Annotated in this window: 6 protein-coding genes; 3 read left to right on the top strand and 3 right to left on the bottom strand. The window is 68.9% G+C overall.

Translation table 11 applies throughout. The features are described 5' to 3' along the window. Positions 1 to 61 precede the first annotated feature (61 nt). The 3 genes from AC6LJ5_RS29855 to AC6LJ5_RS29845 form a co-directional block, all read right to left on the bottom strand. Positions 62 to 559: a GntR family transcriptional regulator gene (locus AC6LJ5_RS29855; protein ID WP_498142397.1), complete on the bottom strand. Its 498-nt coding sequence runs from the start codon at positions 557 to 559 to the stop codon at positions 62 to 64. A 256-nt stretch (positions 560 to 815) separates the two neighbouring features. Beyond that, on the bottom strand, positions 816 to 1,133 hold the full coding sequence (locus tag AC6LJ5_RS29850; protein WP_103271933.1) for a hypothetical protein: 318 nt from the start codon (positions 1,131 to 1,133) through the stop codon (positions 816 to 818). Between the two features lie 79 nt (positions 1,134 to 1,212). Beyond that, on the bottom strand, positions 1,213 to 1,557 hold the full coding sequence (locus tag AC6LJ5_RS29845) for a DUF1840 domain-containing protein (RefSeq protein WP_103271932.1): 345 nt from the start codon (positions 1,555 to 1,557) through the stop codon (positions 1,213 to 1,215). Between the two features lie 330 nt (positions 1,558 to 1,887). Here AC6LJ5_RS29845 and argS point away from each other — a divergent pair, with 330 nt between their 5' ends. The 3 genes from argS to AC6LJ5_RS29830 all read left to right on the top strand — a co-directional run bounded on the left by argS (position 1,888) and on the right by AC6LJ5_RS29830 (position 5,022). Further along, positions 1,888 to 3,573 carry an arginine--tRNA ligase gene (gene argS / locus AC6LJ5_RS29840; RefSeq protein ID WP_103271931.1) on the top strand — a complete coding sequence of 562 codons (1,686 nt, stop codon included), beginning with the start codon at positions 1,888 to 1,890 and terminating at the stop codon, positions 3,571 to 3,573. Between the two features lie 9 nt (positions 3,574 to 3,582). After that, on the top strand, positions 3,583 to 4,320 hold the full coding sequence (locus tag AC6LJ5_RS29835) for an SPOR domain-containing protein (RefSeq protein ID WP_103271930.1): 738 nt from the start codon (positions 3,583 to 3,585) through the stop codon (positions 4,318 to 4,320). A 66-nt stretch (positions 4,321 to 4,386) separates the two neighbouring features. Then, complete coding sequence (locus AC6LJ5_RS29830) at positions 4,387 to 5,022, top strand: thiol:disulfide interchange protein DsbA/DsbL (protein WP_103271929.1); 636 nt, start codon at positions 4,387 to 4,389, stop codon at positions 5,020 to 5,022. Positions 5,023 to 5,232: the final 210 nt, after the last annotated feature.

The raw sequence follows: 5,232 nt of genomic DNA, 5'->3' as shown, positions 1-5,232 counted from the left end.
CCGGCCGGATTCCCGGCGACAAGCTGGCCGCCGTCAAGGCGCGGCTGGAAGACGTGATGCGCTACAGCGCGGCCATGGACTTGTTGCCGCAATAGGCGGCCACCAGCTCGTGCACCTCGTTGTCCGCGGTCCAGGTCGATTCGCCCCCGGCCGCGCTGTAGCGCATCACGTCTTCCAGCCGCGCCTTGACGGCGGCCAGCTTGTCGCCGGGAATCCGGCCGGCCGCCATGGCGGCGGCCTGGCCTTCCAGCAACTGGCGGATCTGCAGCAGCTCCAGCAATTCGGTCACGCCGAAGGCATGGACCACCACGGAGCCATTGGACAGGCGCTTGAGAATACCTTCGCCCAGCAGCCGGTTCAGCGCGGCGCGCATGGGCGTGCGCGACACGTTCAGCTCTTCGGCCAGGCGGCGCTCTTCCAGCACTTCGCCCGGGCCGATCTGGCGCGCCGCGATGCGGTCGAGCAGGGCCTGGTAGGTGCGTTCGGACACGCTCAGCGCCGGGCCGTCACAGCCGGCGGCCTCGTTTTCGACAGAGGGGTCGGTCAGTTCAATGTTCATGTTCCCATTGGAATCCTTCTGGGATCCCACCTGAATTCCAACTGACTATAGCTCGAAGCCAGGCGTGTGCGGCCTGGGAAATACCCTAGCTGGGAAAGGCGGCGCGTGACGTCGCCGCCCGCGGCACGGTCGGGCCAGGTGGCATGCGGAAAGGAAACGCCAGATGCGGGCGATGCCCCGGCGGGTCGGCGGGCGCGAGACCCGGCCAGAAAATCGGGTCGCGGCGGGGCCCACCCCAACGGGGCGGACAGGCGGATCAGTAACCGACCGTCAGGCCGGGCAGGTCCACGGTGATGCGCGGGCGCTCCAGCGCCAGGGCCAGGTGTTCGGCGAACTCGCGCGCTTCCTTCTCGTCGGTGGAGAGCACGTCATAGCCCAGCGCGTCGGCCACGCCCAGCACCTTGTCCAGCAGCAGGACCTTGCCGCTGGGACGCAGCGGCTCGCAGCCCAGGGTTTCCCAGGCGCTGTCGAACCAGTCGCGCGCGTCGCTCTGGCGCTGCGGCGAAGGCTCGACGGTGGCATTCAGGTCCAGCGAGCGCCGGGTGTCGAAAACGATGGTGATATCGCTGCGCATGGGCAGAATTCCTTGATGTGGCGTCAGCCGGCAAGCGTAGGCAAAAATCGCCGGACAGATTGTCCGCCCGGCGACATTGCTACCAGCCGCGCGACACTTCCCAGGTGACTTCGGCGCCGGCGGCCTGCGACTGGCGCATCATGTCCAGCAGCGGAAAGGCGCGTTCCTTCAGGCCCACGGCGCGCGCCATCGGCGCCACCGGCTGCTTGTCGTCGTCCTCGTCGTCATCATGGCCGCTCTTCTGGTAGTCGGCGATGGCGCGCTCGATGCCCTGGATGGCCGGACCGAGCTGGTCCGCGGTGAACACGCCGCGTTCCGGAATCTTGTCCCCGAAGGACTTGCCCGCAGCCTGCAGCAGCGCGCCGGCGTGGTCGGTCAACATCAGCACTTCGGCCACGACCTTGGAATGAAAAGTGATCAGCATATTCCTGTCTCCGGGATAGGGTGGGACTCCATAACACTACCGCAACCCCGGCCCGGATGCCACCGGCCATCCGGTGCCTGGCCTAGCGCCTTGATTTCATTGGCGCTTTGAACGCGCCGCCAGAAACGCCGCGGCATGCCTGCACGGGCCGGCCCGCCCCCGGCAAGCGCCGGTCCGGCCGCTAAATCAACTATGATTCAGGGGATTCCCGTGACAGCAGGACCTGCGGCAGCCACGAATCCGGCGCCGACGCGCCGCGCATCCCTGGACGCCCCCGGCCCGCCCGGCCCGGCCGCCTGCGCCACTCCTACCGAACTACTCCGGACGCCCATGCTCCTCGAGCAACAGAAACAACTCATTTCCCTGATCCAGGCCGCCGTCGCGCAAAGCCTGCCCGACGCCCAGCCCAACGTGCTGCTGGAGCGCCCCAAGGTCGCCGCCCACGGCGACGTCGCCACCAATGTGGCCATGCAGCTGGCCAAGCCGGCCAAGCGCAATCCGCGCGAGCTGGCCCAGGCCATCGTCGACGCGCTGATGGCGCAGCCCGACGCCCGCGCCCTGGTCGAGAGCGCCGAGATCGCCGGCCCCGGCTTCATCAACCTGCGCGTCACCCCCGCCGCGCGCCAGGCCGTCATCGCGACGGTGGCCGAGCAGGGCGCCTCCTATGGCCGCGCGCCGCGCACGGGCGAGAAGATCCTGGTCGAGTTCGTGTCCGCCAACCCCACCGGCCCGCTGCACGTGGGCCATGCCCGCCAGGCCGCGCTGGGCGACGCCCTCTGCCGCCTGTACGACGCCAGCGGCTGGGACGTGACCCGCGAGTTCTATTACAACGACGCCGGCAACCAGATCGAGAACCTGGCCATCAGCGTGCAGGCCCGCGCCCGCGGCCTGACGCCGGATTCGCCCGAATGGCCCGCCGACGGCTACAAGGGCGACTACATCAGCGACATCGCCCGCGACTTCCAGGCCGGCAAGACGCTGCAGGCCTCCGACGGCGCGCCGGTCACCGCCAGCGGCGACATCGCCAACCTGGACGATATCCGCGCCTTCGCCGTGGCCTACCTGCGCCGCGAACAGGACCTGGACCTGCAGGCCTTCGGCCTGGCGTTCGACAACTACTACCTGGAAAGCTCGCTATACACCTCCGGCCGCGTCGAGGCCACGGTGAAGGCGCTGATCGCCGGCGGCCACACCTACGAAGACGGCGGCGCGCTGTGGTTGCGCACCACCGAACTGGGCACCGGCGACGACAAAGACCGCGTCATGCGCAAGAGCGAGGGCGGCTACACCTACTTCGTGCCCGACGTGGCCTATCACAAGGCCAAGTGGGAACGCGGTTTCCACCGCGCCGTGAACATCCAGGGCAGCGACCACCACGGCACCGTGGCGCGCGTGCGCGCCGGCCTGCAGGCGCTGGGAGAGGGCATCCCGAAGGACTACCCGTCCTACGTGCTGCACAAGATGGTCAAGGTCATGCGCGGCGGCGAAGAGGTCAAGATCTCCAAGCGCGCCGGCAGCTACGTCACCATGCGCGACCTGATCGACTGGGTCGGCCGCGACGCTGTGCGCTACTTCCTGATCCAGCGCCGCGCCGACACCGAGTTCGTGTTCGACGTGGACCTGGCGTTGTCCAAGAGCGACGAGAACCCCGTCTACTACATCCAGTACGCGCACGCCCGCATCTGCTCGGTGATCGCCAACGCCGGCATGCCGGCCGACGACGTGGCCCGCGCCGACGCCGCGCTGCTGACCGCGCCCACCGAATTCGCGCTGATGCAGCGCCTGGCCGAGTTCCCGCAAGTGGTGGCCCTGGCCGCCCAGGATCTGTCGCCGCACCACATCGCCTTCTGGCTGCGCGATTGCGCGTCCGACTTCCACGCCTGGTACAACGCCGAGCGCGTGCTGGTCGACGACACCGCCCTGAAGCTGGCGCGCCTGCGCCTGGCCGCCACCACCCGCCAGGTGCTGGCCAACGGCCTGGAGCTGATGGGCGTGTCGGCGCCGGAGCGGATGTAACATCGGCACATGGCGACCAAGCGCAAATCCTCCGGCCGGTCGGGCGAAAGCGGCAGCACCCTGTACGGGGCGCTTGCCGGCCTGCTGATCGGCCTCATCGTCGCCGCGGTGGTGGCGTTCTACGTGACCAAGGCGCCGGTGCCCTTCGTGGACCGCGCCAGCCGCGACGCCGGCAAGCTGCCAGACCCGCGCCAGGCGCCGGATCCCAACGCCGGCCTGTACGGACGCGACGGCGCGGCGGGCACGCCGCCCAGCGGACCCACCGCGACCACGCCGGCGCCGCTGCCCGGCACCGGCACGGCCGGCGCCGATACGCCGCCGTCCAAGTCCGACGACCTGGGCGCGCTGATCGCCACGTTGCCGACCTCCAACAACAAGCCGGCCGCCGCGGCCGTGGCGCCAACTCCCGCCGCGCCCAATCCGCTGCCCACGCCGATCGCCAAGGTCGCGCCGACGCCAGCCCCGGCGCCCAAGGCCAGCGCGCCGGCGGCATCGGCGTCCGCCTCGGCATCGGCCAACGGCTCCTACTATCTGCAGGCCGGCGCCTTCCGCAGCGCCGACGACGCCGAATCGCTCAAGGCCCGCATCATCCTGCTGGGCCTGCCGGTGTCGGTGCAGAAGGCCGAAGTCAACGGCAAGGCGCTGAACCGCGTCCGCGTGGGGCCGTATGCCCGCCTGGACGACATGAACCGGGCGCGCGGGCGCCTGGGCGAGAACAAGATCGAAACCGCGGTGGTGCGGCAGTGAATGACCGCATTGAACTAATCCGGCCTTGGGCCTGTCTGTAACGTTTTCTCCAGGAACCTCATACCCATGCTGTCCCAAAAGCTCATCCGCCTTATGGCCGCCGCCGCCCTCACCGCGACGGCCTTCCTCAGCCCGGCGAGCCACGCCCAGGGCGGCGCCCAGCAATACCAGGCGATCAACCCGCCGCTGCCGTCGGACACCCCGGGCAAGATCGAAGTGCTGGAATTCTTCGCCTACACCTGCCCGCACTGCGCCGCCATGGAACCGCTGGTCGAAGACTGGGCCAAGACCGCCCCGCCCGACGTGGTGCTCAAGCAGGTGCCGATCGCCTTCAACGCCGGCATGAAGCCGCTGCAACAGCTGTACTTCACGCTGATCGCGCTGGAGCGCCCCGACCTGCACGCCAAGGTCTTCACCGCCATCCATGGCGAGCACAAGCGCCTGATCGACAAGAAGGCCATGGGCGAATGGGCCGCCGCGCAAGGCGTGGACCGCGCCAAGTTCGATTCCGTGTTCGATTCGTTCAGCGTCCAGACCCAGGTGCAGCGCGCCAACCAGCTGGCCGACGCCTATCGCATCGAAGGCACGCCGTCCTTCGCCGTGGGCGGCAAGTTCATGACCTCGCCGGTCATGGCTGGCAACAGCTACGAAGGCGCGCTGAAGGAAGTGACGCGCCTGATCCCGATGGCCCGCGGCAACTGAGCGCGCCATGCTGCGCCCGACAGGGCGCGGGAATGAAAAATGCCCCCGGGTTCCCGGGGGCTAATGAGATGGTCAGCCCGATCCCCACGAAGCGGTACGCTGAGTGGGGATTGTTCTTTTTGGGGGACCTCTCATGAGCACCGTCACGCTGATTGGCATCGATCTGGGCAAACACAGCTTCCATCTGCATGGGCAGGACGCGGCCGGCAG

The sequence above is a fragment of the Achromobacter sp. 1011791174 genome, assembly GCF_059760925.1.
The sequence above is the reverse complement of the archived record's forward strand: the minus strand, read 5'-3'. Positions and strand labels throughout refer to the sequence as shown.